At 74.0% G+C, this 26,186-nt stretch carries 15 protein-coding genes; 13 read left to right on the top strand and 2 right to left on the bottom strand.

Features of this window, described 5'->3' with window-relative positions; genetic code table 11:
• Positions 1-90: 90 nt before the first annotated feature.
• Positions 91-279, bottom strand: coding sequence for a DUF6104 family protein (locus ABEB00_RS28960; protein ID WP_345623423.1), 189 nt, complete (start codon positions 277-279; stop codon positions 91-93).
• A gap of 250 nt (positions 280-529) precedes the next feature.
• Between ABEB00_RS28960 and ABEB00_RS28955 the strand changes: the two genes are divergently transcribed.
• From ABEB00_RS28955 to fxsT (ABEB00_RS28895), 13 genes are all read left to right on the top strand, one after another.
• A complete protein-coding gene (locus ABEB00_RS28955) occupies positions 530-1,084 on the top strand; it encodes a CU044_2847 family protein (RefSeq protein ID WP_345623421.1) in 555 nt (184 codons plus the stop codon).
• A 68-nt stretch (positions 1,085-1,152) separates the two neighbouring features.
• Entirely contained in the window at positions 1,153-3,234 is a 2,082-nt protein-coding gene (locus ABEB00_RS28950; RefSeq protein ID WP_345623419.1) for a VMAP-C domain-containing protein, read from the top strand.
• Positions 3,235-3,412: 178 nt separating this feature from the next.
• A complete protein-coding gene (locus tag ABEB00_RS28945) occupies positions 3,413-4,438 on the top strand; it encodes an AAA family ATPase (RefSeq protein ID WP_345623418.1) in 1,026 nt (341 codons plus the stop codon).
• Between the two features lie 7 nt (positions 4,439-4,445).
• Positions 4,446-7,925, top strand: a complete 3,480-nt coding sequence (locus ABEB00_RS28940) for an SAV_2336 N-terminal domain-related protein (protein ID WP_345623416.1) — start codon at positions 4,446-4,448, stop codon at positions 7,923-7,925.
• Positions 7,926-8,118: 193 nt separating this feature from the next.
• Positions 8,119-8,238, top strand: coding sequence for an FxSxx-COOH cyclophane-containing RiPP peptide (fxsA, locus tag ABEB00_RS28935; protein ID WP_345623415.1), 120 nt, complete (start codon positions 8,119-8,121; stop codon positions 8,236-8,238).
• 348 nt (positions 8,239-8,586) lie between these two features.
• Complete coding sequence (locus ABEB00_RS28930; RefSeq protein ID WP_345623558.1) at positions 8,587-9,732, top strand: FxsB family cyclophane-forming radical SAM/SPASM peptide maturase; 1,146 nt, start codon at positions 8,587-8,589, stop codon at positions 9,730-9,732.
• Complete coding sequence (locus ABEB00_RS28925) at positions 9,732-11,348, top strand: aKG-HExxH-type peptide beta-hydroxylase (protein ID WP_345623557.1); 1,617 nt, start codon at positions 9,732-9,734, stop codon at positions 11,346-11,348. Before ABEB00_RS28930 ends, ABEB00_RS28925 begins: the two co-directional genes overlap by 1 nt.
• 130 nt (positions 11,349-11,478) lie before the next feature.
• Entirely contained in the window at positions 11,479-14,526 is a 3,048-nt protein-coding gene (gene fxsT / locus ABEB00_RS28920; RefSeq protein WP_345623414.1) for an FxSxx-COOH system tetratricopeptide repeat protein, read from the top strand.
• A 127-nt stretch (positions 14,527-14,653) separates the two neighbouring features.
• Positions 14,654-15,043, top strand: a complete 390-nt coding sequence (locus ABEB00_RS28915) for a CU044_2847 family protein (protein WP_345623412.1) — start codon at positions 14,654-14,656, stop codon at positions 15,041-15,043.
• Positions 15,040-15,981 (top strand): AAA family ATPase, encoded by a 942-nt coding sequence (locus tag ABEB00_RS28910; protein WP_345623411.1) that lies wholly within the window; start codon positions 15,040-15,042, stop codon positions 15,979-15,981. The genes ABEB00_RS28915 and ABEB00_RS28910 overlap by 4 nt, the downstream gene beginning before the upstream one ends.
• A gap of 6 nt (positions 15,982-15,987) precedes the next feature.
• Complete coding sequence (locus ABEB00_RS28905) at positions 15,988-17,862, top strand: magnesium chelatase (RefSeq protein WP_345623410.1); 1,875 nt, start codon at positions 15,988-15,990, stop codon at positions 17,860-17,862.
• Positions 17,852-19,171, top strand: a complete 1,320-nt coding sequence (locus ABEB00_RS28900) for a CHAT domain-containing protein (RefSeq protein ID WP_345623409.1) — start codon at positions 17,852-17,854, stop codon at positions 19,169-19,171. The genes ABEB00_RS28905 and ABEB00_RS28900 overlap by 11 nt, the downstream gene beginning before the upstream one ends.
• Positions 19,172-19,632: 461 nt before the next feature.
• The gene (fxsT, locus tag ABEB00_RS28895; protein WP_345623556.1) at positions 19,633-22,596 is read left to right on the top strand and encodes an FxSxx-COOH system tetratricopeptide repeat protein; all 2,964 of its coding nucleotides are present in this window, start codon (positions 19,633-19,635) and stop codon (positions 22,594-22,596) included.
• Positions 22,597-22,686: 90 nt separating this feature from the next.
• On the opposite strand, the gene ABEB00_RS28890 is transcribed toward fxsT (ABEB00_RS28895), so the two are convergent.
• Positions 22,687-26,186 (bottom strand): multifunctional oxoglutarate decarboxylase/oxoglutarate dehydrogenase thiamine pyrophosphate-binding subunit/dihydrolipoyllysine-residue succinyltransferase subunit (locus ABEB00_RS28890; protein ID WP_345623407.1); only part of this gene is annotated, 3,500 nt, incomplete at its 5' end.

Below are 26,186 nucleotides of genomic sequence, written 5' to 3'. Positions count from 1 at the left end.
CGCGGTGTCCGGCGGCCGTGGGGAGGTACCTGTCCGAGGAACTGGAGGTGGGCGGGCGTTCTGCCCCTGCCTGCTCCGCTCCTCTCTTCGCTACTCCTCGTCGTCGTCGTCCTCGTCGTCCAGTCGCGCCAGCCAGGTGGCCAGTCGCTCCACCGGAACCTCGAAGTCCGGGTTCAGGTCGACGAAGGTCCGCAACTGCTCGGCGAGCCACTCGAAGGTGACCTCCTGCTCGCCGCGCCGCTTCTCCAGCTCCTCGATGCCGCGGTCGGTGAAGTACATGGATGGTGCTCCGTCGGTCGGTGCAGGGGTAGGGAGCCGCCTGTGCGGGAAGGACCCTGTTCCTGCGGGAAAAAGAGGTGTGGTCCGTCCGCCCGGTGCGCAACCGGGTGCGGAAGAGGCCACCGAAAAGGATAGGCGCAAGGGCCGGTGCGCCCGCGGGGCGCCGAGGCTCTCGCGCCGGCGGAACCCAGCCGTCTCGCCTCGGACGGGGTGAGCGGCATCAGGGGGACGCGGGGAACGGGGGACGTCCATGGAACACGAAGTGACGCGGGTGGCGCGTATCGCCTTACCGGACGGCACACCGGTGTGGGCCCGGATCTCGGGCGCGGCCGAGCTGCCCGGCGGGCCGGGGGAGCTGTCGTACAGCGACACCGGTTTCGCCGAGCGGGTCGAGGCGAGCGTGGAGAGCCTGCACACGCTGGTGACGGGCGTGGCGCGCTCGCTCGCGGAGCCGCTGCGCGCGGTGCGGCCCGACGAGGTGAGCGTCCAGTTCGGCATCGAGCTGACCGCCAAGGCGGGAAAGGTCGTCGGCCTGCTCGCCGACGGCGAGGCCAAGGCCGGCCTCACGGTCACCCTCACCTGGAACGGCGGGCCACCGGACCCGGGCGCGCCACGGAACCCGGACACCACCCGCGCCGCCCGGGCCCCGGCCCCCGGCGCCGCAAGCCACCCCGGTCCGGCCCCCGCCGCACCGCAGCACCTCGCGACGGGTGCCCACACCTCCCGACCGGGGCGTACGGATGCGTTCACCGGCGCTCCGGAGCACGGGGGCGCCCCGGACGCCGGCACCGGGGGCTGGGCATGACGGAGGGGTACGCCCCGGGCGCATCGAGCGCCTCGGATGCCGCCCGCCGTGCTCTTCGGGGACTCGTCATGGCGGCCACCGTGCGCATTCATCGGCCGGCGACCGGGTATGCCCTGGACGAACCCGGCACGTTCCTCGGGAGCGGCTTCTTCGTCGCCCCCAACTGGGTTCTGACCTGCGCGCACGTGGTGGGTGGCGGAGAGGGGGGAGAGGTCGCCGTGGTGTATGAACCCGCGCCGGGCCGGGGCATGTCCGCGGTGACCGGCACCGTGCGGGCGGCGCTGCCCGACGGCGCCGGCGCGACGGCGCCCGGCAACTGGCCGGCCCCCGACCTCGCGCTCGTGCAGCTCGACGAACCCGTCGACCACGAGTGCGGGTACGTCTCCGAGCGCCCCGCGGCCTACTTCGGCGAGGGCAAGGTCCTCTACGCGGGCTGGACCGTGGTGGACGGGCGACTCCGGTTCCTGGACGGCACCCTCACCGTGCAGGGCACCATCGGCGGCTGGTCCTCGGACGTCCAGATGCGCCTCGGCGAGAACGACCTGCCGTACGGCGTCTCGGGCGGACCCGTGATCGATCCGCTGCGCGGCGAGGTCATCGGCGTACTGAAGTCCCGTTCGGACCACACACGCGGCGGCACCTCCACCGGCCTGGAACAACTGCGCACGCTGCCGGTGCCCACCGAGGCCCTGACGGCCGAGCACGACGACCTCTACCACTCGGTCACCCAGGCCCACGACCGCTACCACCGTGACCGGCAGCGCCATCCGGAGGCGCGCCGCCACACCTGGGTCGACGTGCAGAGCCAGCTCGGCGCCCGCCCCGGCCGCACCCTCAGCCCGGACGAGCGCGTCCAGCTCCTCGGCCGGCTCGCCGACCTCCCGCCGCCGGCCAGCACCCACTCGCTGCTCGACATCCTCGACTCCCTCGCCGAGTTCCAGGCGCCGCTGCCGCAGGCCGCGCCGCGCGGCTGGCGCGACGGGCTCGGCGCCCTGTACGAGAGCGCGCGCGACGACGGGGCGCTCGACCTCGTCCTGAACTACGCGGTGCGCGTCCTGTGCGCCGAGCGTCCGTTCACCACCCCCGGCACCACGGCCGCCGAGCAGGCGCTGTGGGACTGGGTGTGGCAGGCCGCCCAGCGGCTCGGTTACCGCCGCCGCAGCGCCCTCGCCGGTCAGCGCGCGGACGGCCTGCGGCAGCGGCGGACCAGCGCGCCGACGGGCGCGCAAGCAGGCGCGCAAGCAGGCGCGGGCGCGGGCGCGCTACAGCCCTCACCCCAGTCCGCGCCCCAGTCCTCACCCCGGTCCGCGCCGCAGCCCTCCGTCCTGGTCGAACTGGTGCAGCGCGGCTGGGAGCGGGAGCGCTGCGACTGGTCGGTCTCCGTGCTGCCGCCCGGCGGTGAGGCGATCCGCCTGGAGGAGGGCGACCGGACCCCCGTGGCCGAACTGGCCACGCACCTCGCGGCCCCGCTCGCGGAGGCGTTCCGGCGCTGCGACGAACCGGGCCGGCCCGCCGTCCTCCAGGTGGCCCTGCCGCACCCGCTGCTCGAACTGGAGGCCGAGGACTGGCAACTGGGCCCGCGTGAGCAGCCGCTGGGTGTGGAGCGCCCGGTCGTACTGCGCTGCCTGGACCGCGACCAGATCCCGGAGGACGACGAGACGGAACTGTTCGACGCCGACCCCTTCGACCTGGAGGAGGAGCGCAGGGCCCGCTGGCGCTGGCTGCACGCTCACCGCGCCAAGGCCGAGGTCCTCGACTGCGACGAGGGCCTGCGCAAACCGGTGCCCTCCCTGGAGCAGTTGCGCGGCCTGTCGCACGGCGCCGTGCCCGTGCTGTGCCGCTTCGGCGAGCACCGCTACGAGAGCGACGCGGTGGCGCTCGCCCGGATAGTGCGCGGCGGCTTCGGCGTCGCGCTCTGGCGCCGCCGGGGCGGCGCGCCGGACGCGGTCTGCGGGGAGTTCCACCGCGGCACGCTCGACGAGATCGCCGATCCGCCGAGCGCGCACCGGCTGCCCGAAGCCGTGCACGCGCTGCGCGCCAACCTGCGCGCGGGACGACAGGAGGCGTTCTGGGCCGACGGCATCGCCCTGCTGTACGACGACCCGCACCAGCCCCTGCCCGGCTCGGGTGACCTGCTGGAGGCTCCGTGACCCCGCACGCCCCTGTGGACGACGGCCACTTACCAGGTCTGGCGAGGATCGATACGGTGAGGGACGTTCGGACGACCGCGCCTGGCAACCGGCACGCGCGCGTCCGTCCGCCCGCGCTCCGGGTGGACGGCGGGAGCGCGGCGGGACCCGGTGGACGAGTGACGACGAGGACCGGATCATGACCGAATCCAGTGAGTGGCTCATCTACCGGGGCGCCGGCGAACCGCACGACGGCATCGACCGGCTGCCCGCCCCGCCCCCGTGGCGGGACTTCTCCGGCCGGCCCGACCCGGCCGAGGGGAGCGACGGGTCCGAGGACCGCCGGCTGGGCGCCCACCGCCACCTGGCGGAGCTGCACCGGCCGGGCGCCGAGGAGCTGGAGATGATCAACGCGGCGCTGTACCTGCGCCGCCCGCTGCTCGTCACCGGTTCCCCCGGCGCGGGCAAGAGCACGCTCGCGCACTCACTGGCGTACGAACTCGGCCTGGGGACCGTGCTGCGCTGGTCCATCGTCAGCCGTTCCGCCCTCCAGGACGGGCTGTACCACTACGACGCCATCGCCCGTCTCCAGGACGTGCAGATCGCCGCGCAGGGCGGGTACGGCGCCGGGGCGGGGACGCCGGGCGCGGTCGAGGGCATCGGCAGCTACATCCGGCTCGGTCCGCTCGGCACCGCGCTGCTGCCGTCGGAGACCCCGCGCGTGCTGCTCATCGACGAGCTGGACAAGAGCGACATCGACCTGCCCAACGACCTGCTGAACGTCCTGGAGGAGGGCGAGTTCGCCATCCCGGAGCTGGAGCGCGTCGCCGACCGGCTCCCCGACGGCGAGGCCGAGGTGCTCACCGCGGACGGCGTCAAGGTGCGGGTGCGCGACGGCCGGGTGCGCTGCCGCGCCTTCCCCTTCGTGGTCCTCACCAGCAACGGCGAACGGGACTTCCCGCCGCCCCTGATGCGCCGCTGCATCCACCTGGAGCTGGGCCGCCCCGACCACAACCGGCTCGCCACCTTCGTACGGGCCCACCTGGGCGACGAGGCGGCACGCTCCGGCGACGACCTGATCACCCGGTTCCTGGAGCGGTCCCGCAGCGAACTGCTCGCCGCCGACCAGTTGCTGAACGCGATCTACCTCACCGACGCCGCGGCCCCGCCCAGCCGTGACCGGCTCGCCGACCTGCTCGTCCAACGGCTCGACCGCCCGAGGTGACGCGCTGATGCCCGACGCAGCGGCGCGCCACGGGCCCGGCACCCCGGACCCCGGCACCCCCGGGACCCCGGACCCCGGCGCCCCGGAGGTGACCACCGGCCCCGCAGGGACCACCAGACCGGCGGGACCCGACCCCCTGGCCGAACTCGTCCTGCGGCTGCGCCGGGGTGGCCTCGACCCGGACGCCGAGCAGCTCTGCGACGCCCTCTGGCTGGCCCGCTTCACCCCGCGGCCCGAGGACCCGCCGGCCGAGTCCGTGCCGGGCGCACGCGTGGTGCCGCCGGTGTCCCCGCCGCCCCTGCGGCCCCCCGGCCCGCCCGCGGACGGCACCCGCCCGCCCGCGCGCGAGGAACCGGCGCCCGGCGCGACGCCGGACCGGCGCGTGGCCCTGTACGCCGTGCCGCGCGGCGGGCAGCCGCGCCGGACGGGCGGCGTCCGCGCGCTGCCGGTCGGCGTCCCGGCCGCCGCCGCACTGCCCGCCCCGCTCGTCCTCCAGCGCGCGCTGCGCCCCTTACAGGGCTACCGCAGCCCGGCCCCGCCCCGGCGCACCGAACTGGACGAGGTGGCGACCGCCGAGGTCAGCGCCCGGGCGGGCGGGCTGATCCTGCCCGTCCACCGCCACATCACCCGGCGCGACGCCCGGCTCCACCTGGTGCTGGACGCCTCCTCCTCGATGCGCGTCTGGGACCGGCTCTTCCTCGAACTGGAACAGGTGTTCGGTCAGTTGGGGGCCTTCTCGGACATCGAGGTCAGCCATCTGCATCCCGGCCCCGACGGCGGCGCCGCCGTCAGCCGCTGTCCCGACCCGCAGGCCGCGCCGCTGCACTCCGCCGACCGGCTCAGCGATCCGACCGGCCGCCGGATCGTCCTCCTGGTCAGCGACTGCGCGGGCCCGCTCTGGCACTCCGGCCACGCCCACCGGCTGCTGCACCGCCTCGCCCGGCAGGGGCCGGTCGCCGTGCTCCAGCCGCTGCCGCAGCGTCTGTGGAACCGCACCCGGCTGCCCGTCACCTTCGGTGAGCTGTCGCGCGGCGACACTCTGGGCGCCGTCGCCCTGCGGGTGCGGCTGGCGGAGGGCAGGCCGGCCGGGTCCCGCCGGGGGGCGCTGCCCGTCCCCGTGCTGCCGCCCGACCCGGTGGCCCTCGGCTCCTGGGCGCGGCTGCTGTCCGGGGCCGGAGCCGGCCCGGTGCCGGGTGCCGTGGGCTGGGTGCGCGCCGACCAGCCGCCCGCCCCGGCGGCGCGCGCGGACCGGCGGCGCACCCCCAACGAGCGGGTCAGCCGCTTCAGTTCCGCCGTCTCCCCGGCCGCCGGACGCCTCGCCGTGTACCTCGCGGCGGCTCCGCTCTGCCTGCCGGTGATGCAGCTCGTGCAGCGGACCATGCTCCCCGGCTCCGGCCCGTCCGACCTCGCCGAGGTCCTGGTCGGCGGCCTGGTCACCAGGGCCGGCGCTGACCCCGGCCTGGACGGCACCCAGTGGTACGAGATGGAACCGGAGGTGCGCGACGCCCTGCTGGCCCAGCTCGGCCGCGACGAGGCGGTACTGGTGCTCAAGCACTGCTCGGAGTACATCGAGCAGCGCTTCGGCAAGGGCGGCCCCAACTTCCCGGCCCTCGCCCTGGCACAGCTCGGCGACGGCGGCGGCGGCGGGGGCAGTAGTGGCAGTGGCGGCAGTGGCGGCAGTGGTGGCAGTGGTGGGGGTGCCGGCGGGATCGGTGACGGGGGCGGCCAGGGCCGTCCCTTCGCGGCCGGCCCCGACGGCTCCGGGGAGAACGGCGGCGGTGAGGCCGCCCCCGTACCGCAGCCCTTCGCGGAGATCGCCGCGCGGGTACTGGAGCGGTTCATGCCGATGCCGGGGCAGTTCGCCACGTACGGCATCGCGGCCGCCGCTCGGCGGCCCGACGCGGACCGGCCGCCGCACCGGGCGGTCACCCGGGCCCGCGGCCTGCTCGCCCGCTTCGACGACGAGGGCATGGTGCAGGACCTCATCGACGCGGTGCAGTTGCTGCGCGGCGCCACCGAGCACGAGCGGCCGTCCGGCGGCGACCCCGAGCTGTGGGCGGAGTACGCCCGTTGCACGCTGCGGCTGTGGGAGGTGCAGGGCGGCCCGGCGCTGCTGGACGAGGCCGGGCAGGCCGCCGAACGGGCCGCCGCCCACCCGCACGCGGTGCGCGAGCGCGCCGTCCTCGCGCACGTGCTGCACGCCGCCGCCACCGACCGCAGGAGGCGCGGCGACCGGTCCGGCGCACTGGAGCTGCTGCGCCGCGCGGACCGCGAGTACGCGGTGGCCGGCGCCGCCCCCGGGCTGGACGAGGAGGAGGCGCTGCGGCTCACCCTGGAGCGCGTCGGCGCCCTGCAGACCCAGTGGCGCCTCGGCGGCGACAGCGCCCTGCTGCAGGCCGCCGTCGGCATGCTGGAGGCGTTCGCCGACGCCTGGCCCGACCGGGAGAGCCGGCCCGCCGGACTTCCGCTCGCCCACGGCCGGGTCCTGCTACGGCTCTCCGAGGTCACCGCCGACCCGCAGCAGAGCCGCCTCTACGCGGAGCAGGCGGCGCACTCCCTGGCCCAAGCGCTGCCCGGCACACCGGCGGAGACCGCCGAGTCCGTCCGGGCCCGGGTCCGGGTGCTGACCGACCTCGTGGACGCGCTGCTGCGCGCGGGCGGCCGGCTCGACGTGGCGCAGGCCCGTACCGACGAGGCGCTCGGCGTCGTCCGCGAGCAGGGGCAGCGCGCGGCGCTGCTGGTGCGTTCCGGACGGATCGCGGTGGCCCGCTGGACCGAGTCGGGCGAGCCGGCCGAACTGCTCCGGGCCGCCGACCGCTTCGACCGGGCCGCGCAGCGCATGCCCCGGGACGCGCCCGCGCACGCCGACGTCCTCGCGGAGTGGGGCGAGGTACTGCTGCTCCAGGCCGGTCTGGAGACCGGTGAGCGCTCGCAGCGGCGGCTCTCCCGGGCGATCCGGGTACTGCGCGACTGCCGGATGGAGACCGCGGCGGGCAGCCGGCACCTGGCCCGCCGGCTGCTCCTCCTCGGGCGCGCGCTGATGCACCGCTACCAGCTCCGCGGCGACCGGGTGGACCTGCGGGAGGCCGAGCACCTGCTGGGGCTCGCCGCGGCGGAGGCGGGCGATCCGCTGCTGGCGGCGCGCTGCAAGCTGGAACTGGGGCAGGCGCAGTTCGAGGCGTACCAGAACCTGGGCCGGGCCACGCGGCTGGACGTCGCGGTCGACGCCTTCCGGGCCGCCGCGGCCTCGGCCGGGCGGGCGGAGGAGAAGGCCGAAACGGAACGCCGCCGGCACGAGGCGGTGGAGCTGGCCGCGCAGGCGCACCACTGGCGGGGTATGTCCTATGAGGCGGCGGCCCGCCCCCGGGCTGCCCGGGAGGCGTACCGGGCCGCCCGCGAGCAGTGGGTACGGCTGCCGGAGGACCGCCTGAGCACCGGCGAGCCGACCGCCGCGCAGACGGCCCAACGGCTGTCCGAACTGGACTGAGACGCCGAGGGAGCCGACGGAGCCGAAAGCGTCGAAGGAGCCGAGGGAGAGGTACGGGGTCATGGACACACCGAACGAGCCGGGGACGCGGCCGGGGCTTTCCGCCGCGGGGGAGCCCCCGGCGGATCCGAGTCCGGGCCTGGGTCTGGATCTCGATCTGGCGAATCCATCGAGTCTGCCGGCTCTGCTGTCGATGGATCTGGAGGAGCTGGGGACCATCGAGCATCCGGTGCTGCGGGAGGTGGTCCAGGAGTTGCGGGCACGGGCCGCGGAGCCGAGCGACATGCTCTGGGGGTTCGACAACTCCTTCTGAACGGTCCGGTGACTTGAGGGCCTGAGGGCCTGAGGGCTTCGGGGGCTTCGGGGCTTCGGCGCTTGGGGGTTTGGGGACTTGGAGCTGTCAAATTCGCCCATTCGACGCCCATTTGCCGACATCCGAGATCGCGCAGGTGCGTGAATAGGACAACTTCAATCGGCCCGGGTTTCGGCCGTCCGGCGCACCGGGAATGCGGCTCACTGCGGCGAGGGCTCGCCGGAGCACGGGGGGCGTAGGCCAGGGGGTACCGCAGTGTCCGCAGAGGCCGTCACGGGTCCGGCACCCGCCGGGTTCCCCGCCCCGGACCGGCGGGCCGGGAAAGGCGTCCGGCGGGCCGGCCCCGGCATCCGGTTCCCCTTCCGCCAGTTCATCGTCAAGGCGCACGGCCGCTGCAACCTCGCCTGTACTTACTGCTACCTGTACGAGGGCCCCGACAGCGGCTGGCGCTCCCGTCCCGCCGCGGCGTCCGCCGAGGTCCTCGGCCGTACCGCCGCCCGTATCGCCGAACACGCCCGCGCGCACGCCCTGGAACGTCTCTCCCTGGTCCTGCACGGCGGCGAACCCCTCCTCGCGGGCGCCGCCACGCTGGCCCGCTTCACCACCGAGGTGCGCGAGCGCGTCCCCTCCGGATGCGCCGTGCACGCCGTCGTGCAGACCAACGGCACCCTGCTCACCGAGGACCGCCTCACCGTGCTGGCCGACGCCGGTGTCCGGGTCGGTATCAGCCTGGACGGGGGTACGGCCGCGCACAACCGGCGCCGCGTCGACCACGCCGGACGCCCCTCCTGGCCCGCCGCCGCACGCGGGGCCCGACTGGTCGCCGCGCGCTTCCCGGCGTCGTACGCGGGCCTCCTGACCGTCGTCGACCCGGCGCTGGACCCGGTGCAGACGTACGAGTCGCTCCTCGCGCTGCGCCCGCCCGCGCTGCACCTGCTGCTGCCGCACGGGAACTGGACCACGCCGCCACCGGGCCGGACCGGGACCCGCTACGGCGACTGGCTGTGCGCCGCCTTCGACCGCTGGTGGGCGGCGGGCCGGCGGGAGACGCGGGTACGGCTCTTCGAGGAGTGCGTGGCCCTGCTGCTGGGGCTGCCGGCGGCGACCGAGGCGCTGGGACTCGCGCCCTTCGACGCGGTCGTCGTGGAGACCGACGGGTCGATCGAGCAGGTCGACTCGCTCAAGTCGGCCTACCCGGGCGCCGCCTCGACCGGCCTCGACGTGTTCCGCCACACCTTCGACGAAGCACTCGGTCACCCCGGTGTGGCCGCCCGGCAGGAGGGCGCGGCCGCCCTCGCCGGGCAGTGCCGGGCCTGCCCGCTGCTGCGGGTCTGCGGCGGCGGACACTACGCGCATCGCTACCGCGCGGGCCACGGCTTCCGCAACCCGTCCGTGTACTGCGCCGACCTGCAGCGCTTCATCCGGCACGTCGCCGACCGGCTCGCCGGCGCCGCGGCGCCCGACCCGTCCCCGCGCGAAGGAGGCGCTCCGTGATGTTTCCGGCGGTCGACGACCGGATCCTCCTCGAACTCGCCCGCACCGAGGGCGGCCCCGACGCGCTGGCCCTGCTCGCGCGCGACCAGGACACCCGGCGGCTCCTCGTCCTGCGCGCCGTGCTCGACGCGGCCGAGGCGGCGGACCCGAGGGTGTGCGACACCGGGCGCAAGGCGCGGCTGCGGGAGGACTGGGCCCTGCTGACCCAGGCGGACCGGGCGGCGCCGACGCCCACGACCCCCGCGAGGCGCTCGGACCCCCCATACCCCCCATACCCCTCATACCCCCCACACCCTCGACACTCCCCGCACCCCCCAACGCCGACAACCCCCCGCACCCCCGCCCGAGCCCTCCTCCTCCACCCCTTCACCGGCCCCTGGGCCCGTTCCTGCCTGCACGGCCTCGACGGAGGCCCCGCACCTGCCACCGACGACCCACCCGTCGCCCCCGCACTGTCCGCCACCCACGCCCCACTCGCCACGTACGCCCCACCCGCCACGCACGCCCCACCCGCCACCACCGGCGAACGGGCGCGGCGGCTGCGCCGGGACCTCGCCCACTTCAGCGCCCTCGCCGCCGTCGCCGCGGCCGGGGCCGGTCTCGCCTTCTCCACCCGGCTCACCGCCCGCGCCGGAGTCCTCACCCTGCCCTCCCTCGGCTCCCTGCACACGGCGGCCTCCGGAGACGTGACCGTCGACGTCGCGCACCGGGACGGAGTCCTGACCCTGCGCCGTCCGGACGCCCCCGACGTGCGCGTCCACCTGGAGAACGGCCCCGGCGCCTGGTCCGGCGCACCCGCCTGGACCCCGGCGTACGCGCTGCCCGGTCTGCTGCCCTCGGCGCCGCCCCTGCCGCTGGACGACCTCGACCCGTACCGCGAACCGCCCTACGAGACCCACCGCGGCAGCCTGAGCGGTGCGGCCACCCTCGACGACGCGGAGCGCAAGCGGTGGCTCCAGACCTGGTCCGGCACGGCCGTCGCGCTGCGTTCGGGCGGAGCGCACCGGCTCGGCGAGGCGGCGGCACTGCTGCGCTGCCTGGTCCCGCTGCACATGCCGCCCGAGATCGGCACCGGCCGGGGCAGTTGCAGCGCCACCCGGCGCGAGGCGTTCGGCGCCCTGCTCAGCAGCACCCCGCCCGACCCCGTCACCTTCGCCGCGACCCTCGTCCACGAACTGCAGCACGCCAAACTCGCCGCCCTGTCCGACCTGCTGACCCTGCACCGGGCCGGACCCGAGGCCCGCTACTTCGCCCCCTGGCGGGCGGACCCCAGGCCGTACGACGGACTGCTCCAGGGCACCTACTCCCACCTCGCGATGGCCGACTTCCACCAGCGCCGTGCCCTGGTCACCGGGTCCGGCGAACGCCAGTGGGCGTGGTCCCAGCACGCGCGCTACCGCGCCCAGGTCGGCGCCGCCCTGCCCGCCCTCCTCGGCTCGCCCGACCTCACCGCACGAGGCCGCCGCTTCGTCGACGAGATGGCCGCCACCTATGAACGCATGGCCGACCACCCGGCACCCCGGGACCACACGGCCCGCGCCCGGGCGTACGTCACCTCGGCCCGCACACTGTGGACGCGACGGCACGCCCCCGCCCTCCCTCGGCCGAATGAGTGAGGATGCCTGCGCGCCGGGCCCCGGTGCGGAAAGATCGTCGGGCCGAGGTGTGTCCCTGTGGGTCGGCGGACTTACGTGTGACGCGCCGAGGTCCTAGGATTTTGTGGTACTACGCGCTGGAGGCCACCGCATGTCTGGAGCTCGCACACCGGTCGGGCCGACCGGGCCGACCGAGAGGGGGGCCACGCGGCAGACCGTCACGATCCACTTCGCGGGCTTCAACCGGGCCTGGGCGGCCTGGATCGGGGACCGGCTGGAGCGGCGCGGGCAGCGGGTCGTGTACCTGCGGTTCGAGTCACCGGTCGACGTCCCGCTGGCCGATCTGCTGCAAGACCTCAAACTGGCCGAGGGCCGCATCCTCATCGTGGTCAGCGAGTGGTACTTCCAGCTCGGCCCGCGCACCCACGAGGAGTGGAACGAGGCGCTGCGCGAAGTCGTCGGCCCCGACCCGTCCCGCTTCGCCGCCGTCTCGGTCACCACCGCCACCGTCCCGTCGGCCGCCGCGGTGCTGGGCCCGGTCTCCCTGACCAACATGGGCGCGGAAGAGGCCGAACGACGGCTCCTGGACCGCCTGGACCTGCCGTCCGAGCCGCTGCGCGAGACCGTGGCCGCCGCCCGCCGCGGCCCGCGCTTCCCGGCCTCGATGCCCGACGTGTGGGGCGCCGTCCCGCGCCGCAACACCCGCTTCACCGGGCGCGAGGACCTCTTCAACGACGCGTACCACCTCCTGTCCAACGCCGAGTCCGGGGCCGGCGTGGTGACGTTCCACGGCATGTCCGGAGTCGGCAAGACCCAACTGGCGGCGGAGTACGCGCACCGGTTCGGCTCCGAGTACGACGTGGTGTGGTGGGTGAACGCCGAGAAACGGGTCACCTACCGCCGCCAGCTCGCCGAACTCGCCCCCAAACTCGGCCTCAAGACCGGCCAGGAGTACGGCGAACGGCTCCGCACGGTCCGCGACTCGCTGCGCCGCGGCGAACCGTACTCGCGCTGGCTGCTCATCCTCGACGGCGCGGACGAGCCGGACCAGATCTGGGACCTGGTGCCCACCGGCCCCGGCCACGTGATCATCACCTCCCGCAACCCGGAGTGGAACGAGCACAACAGCCGGCTCCTGGAGGTCAAGGTCTACTCCCGGGACGAGTCGGTGGCCTTCATCCGCCGCCGCGCGCCCCGGCTGACCGAGGCGGAGGCGGACCGGCTGGCGCACGCGCTGGAGGACCTGCCCCTGCTGCTGGACCAGACGGCCGGCTGGCTGAACGACTCCGCCATGTCGGTGGAGGAGTACATCGGCCTGCTGGACAGCGGGGTCGACAGCGATGTGGTGAAGGTGTCGGCCGACTTCCCGATGGCCTTCCAGACCGCCTGGTCGATACTGCTGAACAAACTCCGCGAGACCGTCCCGGAATCCGTCGACCTGCTGCGGCTGTGCACCTTCTTCGCCCCCGGCTTCATCCCGGTACGGCTGCTGCGGGAGATGCCGGGCGACGAACTGCCCGAACAGCTCGCCCGCCTCCTCAACGACCCGCTGCTGTGGAACAAGGCGATCAACCAGCTCCGTACGTACTCCGTGGTGCGCCTGGAGTCCCACGAGGTCTCCGAGGAGTCCGTCACCTCGGGCGAGTCGCTCTACCTGCACCGCATGGTCCACCAGATCGTCCGCAAGGACATGCCGGAGCGCGACCGGCGCGAGTTCATGGACGTCGTACGGGCAGCCCTCGCGGCGGCGGACCCGCGCCGGGCCACCGACCCCGACCTCTGGCCCGGCTACGCCGAGCTCACCCCGCACCTGAAGCACGCGGACGTCCTGCAGAGCAAGGACCCGCAGGTCCAGCGCCTGGTCTTCAACTGCCTGCGGTACATGTACTTCTCCGGGGAGTACCGGGCCGGGATCAAACTCGGCGAACGCGCCCTGGCCGCCTGGTGCACCCTGCTGGGCGAGTCCCACGCGCGGATCTGGGAACTGACCTACCACTACACCAACCTGCTGCGGGCCGACGGCGACTACGTCCGCAGCGAGGCACTCGGCCGCTCCGCCGTCGACCGGCTGCGCGAGGAACGCGGTCCGCAGGACCTGGAGCACCTGCGCGCCGCCGCCGGCCTCGCCGCCGACCTGCGCGGCCTGGCCCGGTACGACGAGGCACTGGAAATGTCCCAGTGGGTACTGGCCGCCTACCGCGAGCTGCTCGGCGATCAGGACTCTCGGACGCTGAACGCGCAGAACAACCTGGCGGTGTCGCTGCGGTTGCTCGGCTGGTACAAGGAGGCGCTCGACGTCGACAAGGAGACCATGGAGGCGCGCCGCCAACTGCTGCGCGCCCGCCATCCGTGGACGCTCAGTTCCGAGCACTCCTACGCCACCGACCTGCGGATGCTGGGTCACTACGCCGAGGCCGAGTCGATCCAGCGGAAGAACGTCCACGAGGTGGTCCGGGCCATGGGCCCCGACAACCCCTCCACCCTGCGGGCCGAGTACAACCTCGCCATGTGCCGGTACCGCATGGGTGACCGGGACCGCAGCAGGGACCGCGGCGACGGCCTGCAGGAGCCCGGCTCGCTGCTCGCGAGCGTCCTGGAACGCGGCGAGCGGGTGCTGGGGGAGACCCACCCCTGGACGCTGATGTTCGCGACGGCCCAGAGCTGCTACGCCCGCGAACACGGTGACATCGACCAGGCCCGGCAACTGAGCGAAGCCGTGGTGGCCCGCTATGAGGTGATGCTCGCCGAAGGGCACCCCTTCATCGCGGGGGCCCGTGCCAACCAGGCGCTCATCCTGCGCAACGTCGGCGAGCGGGAGTACAGCCACGTCCTCACGGAGCAGGCGCTGGCGGAGATGGCCCGGGCGGTGGGCGAGACCCACCCCTGGACCCTCGGCTGCGCACTGAACACCTCCGCGCTGCGCAATCTGGTCGGCGACGTCGAGGGCGCGGCGCAACTCAGCGGGGACACGGTGACCCGGGCGGGCGAGTGGCTCGGACGCACCCATCCGCTCACCCTGTCGGCGCGGGTGGCGCACGCGGCCGACCTGCGAGGGCTACGGGACCGGCTGCAGGCGGAGAAAGTGGAACAGGAAGCCCTGTCCGACCTCGACGCGACGCTGGGCAGCACCCACACGCACACCGTGTCGGCGCGTTCCCGCAACCGCCCGTACTGGGATTTCGAACCCCAGACGATCTGACACCACCGGCCGTCACCGAGCCGGAACGGCGCCGCCCCCCGGTGCGCATAACCCCCAGTGCGCCGGGGAAAGAACCGTTTTACTCAACACGCTTGCCGCACAAGCGAGTTGGGCCAAGGGGGAACGTGTGGTGATCTTAGTGGGGCCGGTGTCGCGGGGCGCGGACGGGCCCGTCCCGGTCGAGGTGGACGCGGAGTCCGTCCCGTCCGCCGCCGACGGGCTCGACCTCGTCTACGGCGACGAGGGGACCCGGGACGGCGCGGGACCGCGCGTCGTCCGGGTCGCCCGCGACGTCTACGCCGACGGGCTGGACCTGGCCCGCCGGTGCGCCGCCCAGGCGGTACGGCACTTCGACGAACTGCAGGAAGGACTGCGCCCGGACGAGATCGAACTGCAGCTCGCCATCAAGGTCGACGCCGGGGTCGCGGCCCTGGTCAAGAGCGGGGCGGAGGCCCAGCTCCAGATCACGCTGCGCTGGCGGACCGGTTCCGGGGGCACGGACGGGGCCGCCTCGTGAGCCACACCCCGCCGGGCGTGCGCATCCTGCCGTACTCCCGTGTCGTGGCCCAGGACGAACTGAAGCTGGCGCTGGAGCTGAACCACGTCATGCCGGGTGTCGGCGGTGTCCTGATGGCCGGGCCGCGCGGCACCGCCAAGTCCACCCTGGTACGGGCCTTCGCGCTGATGGCCCACGGCGAGCTGCCGGTCACCCTGCCCATCAACGCGACCGACGACCGGGTCATCGGCGGCTGGGACCTCGACGCGCTGATCCGGGGCGAGGCCCGCCCGCAGCCCGGCCTCCTGGAGGACGCGGCGGTCCGGGGCCTGCTCTACATCGACGAGGTCAACCTGCTGGACGACCACCTCGTCGACATCATCCTGGACGTCGTCTCCACGGGCCTGCTGTCGGTGCAGCGCGAGGGACTCGGCACCGCCAAGCACCTCTCCTTCGGACTGGTCGGCACCATGAACTCCGAAGAGGGCGGACTGCGCCCGCAGTTGCTGGACCGCTTCGGACTGATGGTCACCGCCGAGCAACTGGACGCCGACGCCCGGCACCGGCTGATCCGCACGGTGCTGGACTTCGAGGCGGAGACGGGACGGGCTGACTCGGAGTGGCTGGTCGCGGCGGAACGGGACGACGCCGCCCTTCGCGAACGGCTGCGGGCGGCCCGCGAACGGGTCGCACACGTCGTCGTGCCCGACGACATCGTGGCGCTGTGTGCCCGGGCGGCGGACCGTACGGAGGCCGTGGGGCAGCGCGGGGAGATCGCCGCCACTCAGGCGGCACGCGCGTGCGCCGCGCTGGAGGGCGCCGACCGGGTGGAGGCCGGCCATGTGCGGCGCGTGCTGCCCATGGCGCTGCGGCACCGCCGCCCGGAGACCGCGCACGGCGGCACCTTCGACTGGGGGCCCGAGGACCGGGACCGCGTCGAGGACCTCTTCGAAGGCTGAGCGAGCATGGTCATCCGGCCGCCGAGCCGCACCGACGCCCCCGTGGACGATCCACGGGCGGCCGATCTGATGCGGCGGCTCACTCACGCCCTGGTCTGCGCCGCGGCCGATCCCGCCCTGTCCGGCGTACTGCTGCTCGACCTGGAACCCCGGCTCGTCGCCCCGGTCGCCCGCCTCTTCACCCACCTCCTCGCCGGCTCGGCCGAAGCAGCCCGGCCACCGGTCGTGCTGGGCGCCGCCGACCGCGACGAGGACCTGTGGACCCGCACCCGGTTGCGCCAGGACACTCACGGCATCACCTTCAGCACCGAACCCGGCCCGCTCGTCGACACCGACACCGACACCGGCACCGGCACCGGTGGCGGGCCGGCGCCGCTGGTCGTGGTGCCCGACCTGGCCCGGCTGAGCGTCACCGGGATGCGTGCGGCCGTTCAACTCCTCGGCGCTGACGTGGCCGTGGTGGAACGCACCGGACTGCGCCGCACGCTCCGGCCCCGGGCACGCTGGCTGGCCGCCTGCCGGTCCGCCGACGCGGGACGGCTCAGCCGCCACCTGCTGGACCGGTTCGCCGTACGGCTGTCGGCGGCGGAACTGCGCCTCCCCCCGCCCGACGAACTGTTCGACGCCCTGCCGGCCGCGTGGCGGGCCGCCGGCCGCGGCGTCGCACCCGTGCCGGTCACCGACGAGGCGCTCACCCGAGTGCGGGAACTGCTGGGCCCGAACGCCGGCGTCCGCCGGGAGCTGGCGCTCGGACGGCTCGCCCGTACGGTCGCGGCCCTCGACGGGGCGCCGGCCGCCTCGGACGGGCACGGCGAGACGGCGGCCCGGCTCATCGGCCTGACCGTGTCAGAACCGCCGCGCGGGCCCCAGGACGGCCCCGCCCCGCCCGACGACGGCGAACCACCGCCGGGCGGGGCGCCCCGCACGGTCTCCGCACGGCACCGGGGTGAGCGCGACGACCGGCACCGCGCACGCAGGCCCGGGACGCTGCTGGAGTCCGGGCCCGCCGAAGGCGTGGGGAGCGCCCCCGGGCCCGTACCCGCCGGGCCCGGCGGTCCCTTCCCCGAGGACGAGGCGGCCGGACCGCGCGACTTCGTACCGCTGCGCGCCCCCGGACGGCGCACTTCCGGGCCCGCCGCCGCGCGGGGCACCGTGATCGGCACCCGGCGCGCAACGGACCTGCGTGACCTCGCCTGGGTGCGGACCGTGCGGGAGGCCGCCGTCCACCAACGCCTGCGGCGCACCGACCGATTCACCGTCTCACCGGTCGACCTGCACGGCAATGTCCGCGCCGGGGCCCCCGAACGCGTCCTGGTGATACTCCTCGACCACACCTGCCGGGGTGACGACTGGGACTGGCAGGACGCCTTGACACCCTTCCTGCAGTGGGCGTACACCAGCCGGGCCACCGTCCAGGTGATCGAGGTCGGCGCGGCCGACGCGGCGGATGAACTGCGCGCCGGGTCCTTCGCGGCCCGTAGCGTCCTGGACCCCCGGGTGCTCGCCGCGCTGTACCGCCCGGCGGGCCGGGCCACCCCGCTCGCCCACGGCGTCGAACTGGCCGCGCAGGCACTGCGCCGCACCTTCCGCCAGCACGGCACCGGTCCCGCCGAGGCCTGGCTGGTCGTCGTGACCGACGGACGCGGGAACGTCCCCCTGCGGGCCAGCCACTCCGGCCGGCTGACCGGCGAGGTGGCCGCCGCAGGGGTCGAGGACACCGTCGAGGCCGCGGCCCGCATCGGTGCCATGGACCGTACCCGGCTGCACGTGGCCGTCGTCGACGCGGCCCGGGAGCCGTACGGCGACCTGCCGTTCGTCCTCGCCGACAGCCTGGGCGCGACGGTGGCCGAGGGGCGGGCCGGAGGCACCGGTGAGCGGTGAGCCGCAGCGCGGGCCGCGCTGGCTGACCGGAGCCGGCACCGCCGTACGCCGTACGGGACTGCCGGGGCTGAGGGCCGCCGCGCGCCGGCCGGTGCTCGCCGTGCCCGCTCTGCGCCGCGCTCAGGAGCCGCCCTCCGGCCTCGGCGGCACCGAGGCCCACCCTGATGCGCACCTCGACGACGGCCTGGCCGTGCTCCGCGTGCTGCGCAGCGAGAGCGCCGACGGACGGCAGGGCTACCGGCTGCACGGCTGGTGCGGCGAGCTGTCCGTGACCTGCGCGTCCGGACCGACCCGCCTCACCGCCCCCGCCGTCCGCCTCGCCGCCCTCCGGCAGGAGGAGGGCGAGTACCCCTCCGAGGTGCTGCGCGGCATTCGCCTGTGGTCGGACAACCAGCGCGAACTCGCCCACTGGCTGCAGCGGATCCGCGCCCGGCACGGCGAGGACCTGCGTCTCGTCGTCTGGGACGACACCGGGTTCGACCTGCCCTGGGAGCTGTTCTGGTTGCCCGAGGACACCGCGCTGAAGACGCCGGGCGGTCCGCTGGGCGCGCTGACCGTGCTGGCCCGCTGGACCACCGTCCGCGACCTCGGCCCCGGCCTGCCGCCCGACACCGGTGACTGCCGCGGCAGGGTTCTCGGCTACCTTCACCAGGACATGGCCGAGGACAGCGACGTCTTCGCCCCCTACACGCACCGGCTGCACCGGCGCATGACGCCCTTCCTGCGCGAACTGGAGGCCACGGCCGACCCCACCGGCCTGGTGTATCTCGGCTGCCACGGCACCTACGGCGACACCGTGCCCCACCTCACCCTGGGTGACCGCACCTGGGCCGAACTGAACGGTGAGGCGATGACCGTCCTGCGCCGGGACCGCTCACTGGTCTGCCTCAACGCCTGCGACTCCGGCAGGTTCGTCGACAACCGTGCCCAGGGCGAGGAGGCGCTGCGTGGCTTCGCCGAACTGTTCCTGCGCAAAGGGGCGGGCGGCTGCATCGTCACGTCCGGGAAGGTCGGCGACGGGGAGGCCCGGGAAATGGTCCGGCGCCTGATGGGGGAGGTCGCCGACCATCCGCGGCGGCCGGTGCCGCAGACGCTCCGGGCCTTCCGCGGGCGGGCGCTGGCCGAGTTCGGTCCCCTGACGGGGGTCCCGCGCGTCCGCGACGACGACGGACGGGTCGACAGCGCGGGCCAGAAACGGGTCCTGCGACTGCTGTACGCCTTCATGTTCCACTACTACGGCCACCCGCGGACCACGCTGCGGCTCACCAGGGCGGACGGACGCGACGCCCGAGGCGGTGAGGGGTGGTGAGCGGCGACGAGCGGCCACTGCTGATCGAGCCCGTCGTGGCCTGGCCCCGGCAGGCCGACGCGGGCGGTGACTACCTCGTCACCGTCGACCTGCGCGGACCCCTCCCGGCCTCCGACGGCACCCCGGCCGACTGGCCCTATCCGGAGGAGGAGTTCGCCTTCACCCTCTCCCTGGACGGCTCCCCGCACTTCGCCTGCGCGGCACTCGGCGAACCGAGCGTCGTCCTGCACCGCTTCGGCGGCACGTACGGGCCGGCCCGGTTCCGGGTGTCCGCGGGCACCGGCACCGGACCGGCCTCGCTGTGGCTGACGGTCAGCAACCGCTGGGGTGTGCCGGTCCGCAAGGCCGAACTGCGGGCGGAGATCCGCGACGCGGCGGATTCCGGGGGAGGCCGGCCGGCCGACCTGCCCTTCGCCGCGCACCCGGCTCGGCAGGAGCCGGTGGCACGGGAGGGATCCGAGGTGCGGGCGGAGCGCCCCGCCGCACCTGCCGACCGGCGGACCGTGACGCTCAGCTTCGCCGGCTTCGACCGGGCGTGGGCCGCCTGGATCGGGGATCTGCTGGAGCGGCGCGGACAGCGGGTGGCGTACCTGCGGTGGGAACCGTCGGCCGACACCCCGCTGTCCGCCCTCCTCCAGGACCTGGGGCCCGGCCCCGTCCTGCTCGTCCTGAGCGGGCGCTACTTCGACCAGGGAGCCCACACCTCGCAGGAGTGGGCCCAGGCGTTGCGCGGGCTCGCCGCCGTCGAACGTTCCCGCTTCACCGCCGTGTCCGTCACCGCGTCCGCCTTCCCGTCGGCGGCCCGGGCGCTGACGCCGATCGAACTGGCCGGTCTGAGCGCACCGGAGGCGGAGCGGCGGCTGCTGGACCGACTGGACCTGCCGCCCGATCCGGTCGGCCAGAACCCGGCCGGGGCGGAACACCGCCCGCGCTACCCGGCGACCGCGCCGGAGGTGTGGGGGGCCGTGCCGCGCCGGAACACCCGTTTCACGGGCCGGGAGGAGAAGCTCGCGGAGGTGCACCAAGTACTGCAGACCGCGGGCACGGTGACGCTGTACGGCATGTCCGGAATGGGCAAGACACAGCTCGCGACGGAGTACGCCCACCGGTTCGGCCCGGAGTACGACGTGGTGTGGTGGGTGAACGCGGACAACCGGGTCACCTGCCGACGGCAGCTCGCCGAACTGGCACCGCGACTCGGCCTGCTCACCGGGCAGGAGTACGGCGAGCGGCTGCGGGCGGTACGCGACTCGCTGCGGCGCGGTGAGCCGTACCCGCGCTGGCTGCTCGTCCTGGACGGCGCGGACGACCCGGACCAGGTCGGGGACCTGGTGCCCACCGGGCCCGGACATGTGCTCATCACCTCCCGCAATCCCGAGTGGAGCGAGCACGGCAGCGGGCTGCTGGAGGTCGGTGTCTACTCCCGAGCCGAGTCGGTCGCCTTCGTCCGCCGCCGCGCGCCGCGGCTGACCGGGGCGGAGGCGGACCGGCTGGCCCAGGCGCTGGACGACCTCCCGCTGCTGCTGGACCAGACGGCGGGCTGGCTGACGGACTCGGACCTCTCGGTCGAGGAATACATCGGCCTGCTGGGCAGCGGGATCGACAGCGCCGTCGTGAGGGTGTCGGCGGACTTCCCGCTGGCTTTCGAGACGGCCTGGTCGATGCTCCTGCACAAGCTCCGGGAGACCGTCCCGGAATCGATCGACCTGCTGCGGCTGTGCACCTTCTTCGCCCCCGGCCTCATCCCCGTGGACCTGCTCCAGGACATGCCGCGCGAGGGCCTGCCTCCCTCGGTCGCGAACCTGCTGACCGACCCGGCGCTGTGGAGCCGGGCGGTCGGCCAGCTCCGCCGGTTCTCCGTCGTCCGGGTCGAGCGCTACGAGGCGGCCCCCGAGCGGGAGTTCCTCTACCTGCACCGTCTCGTCCACCAGTTCGTGCACAAGGACATGCCGGACGACGACCGGCACGAGTTCGTCGACGTCGTACGGCGGGCTCTCGCGGCAGCCGACCCGGGGCGCCCCTCGACCCCCGCCGACTGGCCCGTGTACGCCGAGATCGTGCCCCACCTGACGTACGCGCGCGGCCTCGACAGCACCGACGCGAAAGTGCAGGGGCTGGTCCTGAACTGCCTTCGCTACCTGTACCTCTCCGGGGAGTACGGAGCAGGGGTGGAACTCGGCGAGCGGGCCGCCACGGCCTGGCGCGGGCTGCTCGGCGAGAGCCACCCCCTGATCTGGGAGCTGATCTACCACTACGCCAACCTGCTGCGCGCCTCCGGTGACTACCACCGCACGATGCAGATCGAGCGAGCGGCCGTACGGCGGCTGCAGCGGGAGCGCGGGGAACGGGACCCCGACCTGCTGCGCACCCTCGGTGGGCTCGCCGCGGACCTGCGGGGCCTCGGGCAGTATGAGGAGGCGCTGGAACTGTCGGAGCGGGTCCTGGCCAACTCGCGCGCGGTGTTCGGCGAGGAGGACACCCGCTCCCTCAACGCCCTGAACAACGTGGCCGTCTCCCTGCGGCTGCTCGGACGGTACCGAGAGGCCCTGGACCTCGACCGGAAGACGATGGAGGCGCGTCGGCGGCTGCTGCGCGCCCACCACCCGTGGACGCTCAACTCGGAACTCGCCTACGCCGTCGACCTGCGGCTGCTGGGCCGGTACTCCGAGGCGGAGGCGATCCAGGAACGGAATCTGTGGGCGGGCCACGAGGCGCTGGGCGCCGACAGCCCCCAGAGCCTGCGGGCCGGGCACGGCCTGGCGATGTGCCGCTACCTCGCGGGGGACCTGGAGGGCGCCGCCCGGCACTTCTCCCGCGCGCTGGAGCGCGGGGAACGGGTGCTGGGCGAGGAGGACCCGCTGACACTGATCTTCGCCGTCGGACAGAGCTGCTTCGTCCGGGAGCACGGTGACGCCGAGCTCGCCGGGGAACTCGGCGAGGCGGTCATCGCCCGCTACGAGGCGACCCTGACCGCCGGACACCCCTACACCGTGGGGGCCCGCGCCAACCACGCGCTGGTGCTGCGGCGGGCCGGTGAGCGGGACGCAGCCCTGGCCCTGGCCGAGGCGACCCTCTCGGACATGACGACGGCCCTGGGACCCGCGCATCCCTGGACCCTGGGCTGCGCGCTCAACGCGTCGGCCGCCCGCGCGGACGCCGGTGACGCCGAGCGCGCTCTCGTGCTGAGCGGGGACACGGTCACCGGGGCCGCCCTCGCCCTGGGCCCCGGCCATCCGTTCTCCGTGGCCGCCCAGGTGGCGCTGGCGGCCGATCTGCGCGCGCTCGGGCGGCAAACGGAGGCCGACGACGTCGAGCGACGGGCGCTGGCCGTCCTCATGGCCGACTTCGGCGGTCACCATCCGCTCACCGTCTCCGCCCGGGCGCGCGCCCGGCCGTACTGGGACTTCGAACCCCAGATCACCTGACCCCGCCACTCGCCCCCACGCCGAAGGGCCCGCCCCCGGAGAAGTTCCGGTGGCGGGCCCTCGGGCGTCGGGTGGGCCGACGTCAGTCGGTCACGCGTCGAACACCTCGTGGACGAGCTGCTCCTGCTCGGCCTGGTGCCGCTTCGCGGAACCGACCGCCGGGGAGGAGCTGCGCGGGCGTGAGATGCGCCGCAGCCGCTCGCCGTGCGGGACGTCCGCGCCGACCGCCAGGTCCAGGTGGTCGATCAGGTTGAGGGCGATGAAGGGCCACGCGCCCTGGTTCGCCGGCTCCTCCTGCGCCCACAGGTACTTCTCGGCGTTCGGGTACTTGGCGATCTCCGCCTGGAGCTCGGTGCCCGCCAGCGGGTACAGCCGCTCGATGCGGACGATCGCCGTGTCCGTCACGCCGCGCTTCTTCCGCTCGGCGTCCAGGTCGTAGTAGACCTTGCCGGTCGTGAAGACGACCTTCTTGACCGCGGCCGCCTCGACCGAGTCGTCGCCGATGACCGGGCGGAACTGGCCGGTGGTGAACTCCTCCGCCTTCGAGGCCGCCGCCTTCAGGCGCAGCATCGACTTCGGGGTGAAGATGACCAGCGGCTTGTGGTGCGGGTTGTGCACCTGCCACCGCAGGAGGTGGAAGTAGTTCGACGGCGAGGTCGGCATCGCGACCGTCATGTTGTTCTGCGCGCAGAGCTGGAGGAAGCGCTCGACCCGGGCCGAGGAGTGGTCCGGGCCCTGGCCCTCGTAGCCGTGCGGCAGCAGCAGGACCACACCGGAGGTCTGGTTCCACTTCTGCTCGGCCGCCGAGATGTACTCGTCCACGATCGTCTGGGCGCCGTTGACGAAGTCGCCGAACTGCGCCTCCCAGAGCACCAGCGCGTCGGGGCGGGCCAGCGAGTAGCCGTACTCGAAGCCCATCGCGGCGTACTCGGAGAGCAGCGAGTTGTACACGTTGTACCGCGACTGCTCCTCGGCGAGGTACTGCAGCGGCGTGTACTCCTCGCCCGTGTTGCGGTCGATGATCACCGCGTGCCGCTGGCCGAAGGTGCCGCGCTGCGAGTCCTGGCCGGCCAGGCGGACGGGCACGCCCTCCAGGAGGAGGGAGCCGACCGCGAGGGTCTCGCCCATGCCCCAGTCGATCGTGCCGTCCTCGACCATCGACGCCCGGCGCTGCAACTGCGGCAGCAGCCGCGGGTGCACGGTGACGTGGTCGGGGATGTTGACCTGGGACTCGGCGATCCGCTTGACGACCTCGGGGGTGACCGCGGTGTTCACGGCGACCGGGAACTCGGCCTGCGGCTCGGCCGGCTGCACCGAGCCGGGCTGCGAGGTGGCCTCGCGGACCTCGGTGAAGACCTTTTCGAGCTGCCCCTGGTAGTCCTGCAGGGCCTGCTCGGCCTCTTCCAGGGTGATGTCGCCGCGACCGATGAGGGACTCGGTGTAGAGCTTGCGCACCGAGCGCTTCTTGTCGATCAGGTCGTACATCAGCGGCTGGGTGAAGGCCGGGTTGTCCGACTCGTTGTGCCCGCGGCGGCGGTAGCAGATGAGGTCGATGACCACGTCCTTGTTGAACGCCTGGCGGAACTCGAAGGCCAGCCGGGCCACGCGGACCACGGCCTCCGGGTCGTCGCCGTTGACGTGGAAGATCGGGGCCTCGATCATCCGCGCCACGTCGGTGGCGTACATCGACGAGCGCGAGGACTCGGGCGCCGCCGTGAAGCCGACCTGGTTGTTGATGACGATGTGGATCGTGCCGCCGGTGCGGTAGCCCCGGAGCTGCGACATGTTCAGGGTCTCGGCCACCACGCCCTGGCCCGCGAAGGCCGCGTCGCCGTGGATCGCCACCGGCAGGACGGTAAAGTCCGTGCCGCCCTTGTTGATGATGTCCTGCTTGGCGCGGGCGACGCCCTCCAGGACCGGGTCGACCGTCTCCAGGTGCGAGGGGTTCGCGCAGAGGTTGACCTTGATCTGCTCGCCGTCGAGACCGGTGAAGGTGCCCTCGGCGCCCAGGTGGTACTTCACGTCGCCGGAGCCGTGCATCGACTTCGGGTCGAGGTTGCCCTCGAACTCGCGGAAGATCTGCGCGTACGACTTGCCGACGATGTTGGCGAGGACGTTGAGGCGGCCGCGGTGGGCCATGCCGACGACGACCTCGTCAAGGCGGGACTCGGCGGCCGAGTCCAGGACCGCGTCGAGCAGCGGGATGACGGACTCGCCGCCCTCCAGCGAGAAGCGCTTCTGGCCGACGTACTTCGTCTGCAGGAAGGTCTCGAACGCCTCCGCCGCGTTCAGGCGCCGCAGGATGCGGAGCTGTTCCTCGCGCTCCGGCTTGGAGTGGCCGCGCTCCACCCGGTCCTGGATCCACTTGCGCTGCTTGGGGTCCTGGATGTGCATGAACTCGATGCCGGTGGTGCGGCAGTACGAGTCGCGCAGCACGCCGAGGATGTCGCGCAGCTTCATCATCGCCTTGCCGGCGAAACCGCCGACGGCGAACTCGCGCTCCAGGTCCCACAGCGTGAGCCCGTGCTCGGTGATGTCCAGGTCGGGGTGCTTGCGCTGCTGGTACTCCAGCGGGTCGGTGTCGGCCATGACGTGGCCGCGGACCCGGTAGGAGTGGATCAGCTCGAAGACCCGGGCGGCCTTGGTGACGTCGTCGTCGTGGCTGGCGTCGATGTCCTTGAGCCAGCGGACCGGCTCGTAGGGGATGCGCAGCGCCTCGAAGATCTCGTCGTAGAAGCCGTTCTCCCCGAGGAGGAGGTTGGCGACCTGGCGCAGGAACTCGCCCGAGGCGGCGCCCTGGATCACCCGGTGGTCGTAGGTCGACGTGAGCGTCATGACCTTCGAGACACCGAGCTTGTTGAGGGTGTCCTGGCTGGTGCCCTGGAACTCGGCCGGGTAGTCCATGGCGCCGACGCCCATGATGACCGACTGTCCGGGCATCAGCCGCGGCACCGAGTGGACGGTGCCGAGGCCGCCGGGGTTGGTCAGGGAGACCGTGACGCCGGTGAAGTCGGCCATCGTCAGCTTGTTGTCGCGGGCGCGACGGACGATGTCCTCGTAGGCCTGCCAGAACTCGAAGAAGTTCAGCGTCTCGGCCTTCTTGATCGCCGCGACGACGAGCTGGCGGTCGCCGTTGGGCTTGACCAGGTCGATGGCGAGACCGAGGTTGACGTGTTCCGGCTTGACCAGGGTCGGCTTGCCGTCCTTGGTCTGGAACGAGTTGTTCATCGCCGGCATGGCCTTGACGGCCTGCACCATCGCGTACCCGATGAGGTGCGTGAAGGAGATCTTCCCGCCGCGGGCGCGCTTGAGGTGGTTGTTGATGACGATGCGGTTGTCGAAGAGCAGCTTCACCGGGACGGCGCGCACGGACGTGGCCGTGGGCATCTCCAGCGAGGCGTCCATGTTCTTCGCGACCGCCGCGGCCGGACCGCGCAGGGTGACCAGCTCGGGTCCGCCGGCGGCCTCCTTCGCGGGCTCGGCCTTGGCCGGCGCCTTGGCGGCGGGCTTCGCCGCGGGGGCGGCCTGAGCGGCCGGGGCGGCGGCCTTGGCCGGGGCCGGCTGGGCGGCGGCGGGCGCGGGCGCCGCGG

The organism is Streptomyces ziwulingensis, from assembly GCF_039542605.1.
GTDB classification, from domain to species: Bacteria; Actinomycetota; Actinomycetes; order Streptomycetales; family Streptomycetaceae; genus Streptomyces; species Streptomyces ziwulingensis.
Note: the sequence above shows the minus strand (reverse complement) of the source record. Positions and strands in the feature narration are given on the sequence as shown.